Source organism: Streptomyces hokutonensis, assembly GCF_042751305.1.
Lineage (GTDB): Bacteria > Actinomycetota > Actinomycetes > Streptomycetales > Streptomycetaceae > Streptomyces > Streptomyces hokutonensis_A.
This window is the reverse complement of the sequence record NZ_JBHYWD010000056.1, coordinates 1,649-3,401: the sequence shown is the minus strand read 5'-3', so window position 1 is coordinate 3,401 and position 1,753 is coordinate 1,649. Positions and strand designations below refer to the sequence as shown.

At 57.5% G+C, this 1,753-nt stretch carries 1 rRNA gene (only partly in view); it reads right to left on the bottom strand.

The window, feature by feature from the left end:
* Positions 1–1,703 (bottom strand): 23S ribosomal RNA (locus ACFXC1_RS51165); it reaches 1,487 nt to the left of the window's first position.
* Positions 1,704–1,753 lie beyond the last annotated feature (50 nt).

Genomic DNA, 1,753 nt, shown 5'->3' with positions numbered 1-1,753 from the left:
GACGTCCTACACCCTTACCCCGGGACAACCACCGCCCGGGATGGACTACCTTCCTGCGTCACCCCATCACTCACCTACTAACCGCTTGGGCCGGCGGCTCCACCACTTTCCATTCCCCGAAGGGTCCGGAACGGCTTCACGGCCTTAGCATCACGATGCTCGATGTTTGACGCTTCACAGCGGGTACCGGAATATCAACCGGTTATCCATCGACTACGCCTGTCGGCCTCGCCTTAGGTCCCGACTTACCCTGGGCAGATCAGCTTGACCCAGGAACCCTTAGTCAATCGGCGCACACGTTTCTCACGTGTGTATCGCTACTCATGCCTGCATTCTCACTCGTGAACCGTCCACCACTAGCTTCCGCTGCGGCTTCACCCGGCACACGACGCTCCCCTACCCATCCCAGCACCCGTTGGGGCTATTACTGGAATGACACGACTTCGGCGGTACGCTTGAGCCCCGCTACATTGTCGGCGCGGAATCACTAGACCAGTGAGCTATTACGCACTCTTTCAAGGGTGGCTGCTTCTAAGCCAACCTCCTGGTTGTCTCTGCGACTCCACATCCTTTCCCACTTAGCGTACGCTTAGGGGCCTTAGTCGATGCTCTGGGCTGTTTCCCTCTCGACCATGGAGCTTATCCCCCACAGTCTCACTGCCGCGCTCTCACTTACCGGCATTCGGAGTTTGGCTAAGGTCAGTAACCCGGTAGGGCCCATCGCCTATCCAGTGCTCTACCTCCGGCAAGAAACACACGACGCTGCACCTAAATGCATTTCGGGGAGAACCAGCTATCACGGAGTTTGATTGGCCTTTCACCCCTAACCACAGGTCATCCCCCAGGTTTTCAACCCTGGTGGGTTCGGTCCTCCACGAAGTCTTACCTCCGCTTCAACCTGCCCATGGCTAGATCACTCCGCTTCGGGTCTTGAGCGCGCTACTAAACCGCCCTATTCGGACTCGCTTTCGCTACGGCTTCCCCACACGGGTTAACCTCGCAACACACCGCAAACTCGCAGGCTCATTCTTCAAAAGGCACGCAGTCACGACCCACAGAGTAAACTCTGTGAGCGACGCTCCCACGGCTTGTAGGCACACGGTTTCAGGTACTATTTCACTCCGCTCCCGCGGTACTTTTCACCATTCCCTCACGGTACTATCCGCTATCGGTCACCAGGGAATATTTAGGCTTAGCGGGTGGTCCCGCCAGATTCACACGGGATTTCTCGGGCCCCGTGCTACTTGGGTGTCTCTCAAACGAGCCGTTGACGTTTCGACTACGGGGGTCTTACCCTCTACGCCGGACCTTTCGCATGTCCTTCGCCTACATCAACGGTTTCTGACTCGTCCTGTCGCCGGCAGACGACAGAAGAGAGATCCCACAACCCCGTATACGCAACCCCTGCCGGGTCTCACACGCATACGGTTTGGCCTCATCCGGTTTCGCTCGCCACTACTCCCGGAATCACGGTTGTTTTCTCTTCCTGCGGGTACTGAGATGTTTCACTTCCCCGCGTTCCCTCCACATACCCTATGTGTTCAGGTATGGGTGACAGCCCATGACGACTGCCGGGTTTCCCCATTCGGAAACCCCCGGATCAAAGCCTGGTTGACGACTCCCCGGGGACTATCGTGGCCTCCCACGTCCTTCATCGGTTCCTGGTGCCAAGGCATCCACCGTGCGCCCTTAAAAACTTGGCCACAGATGCTCGCGTCCACTGTGCAGTTCTCAAACAACGACCAACCACCCT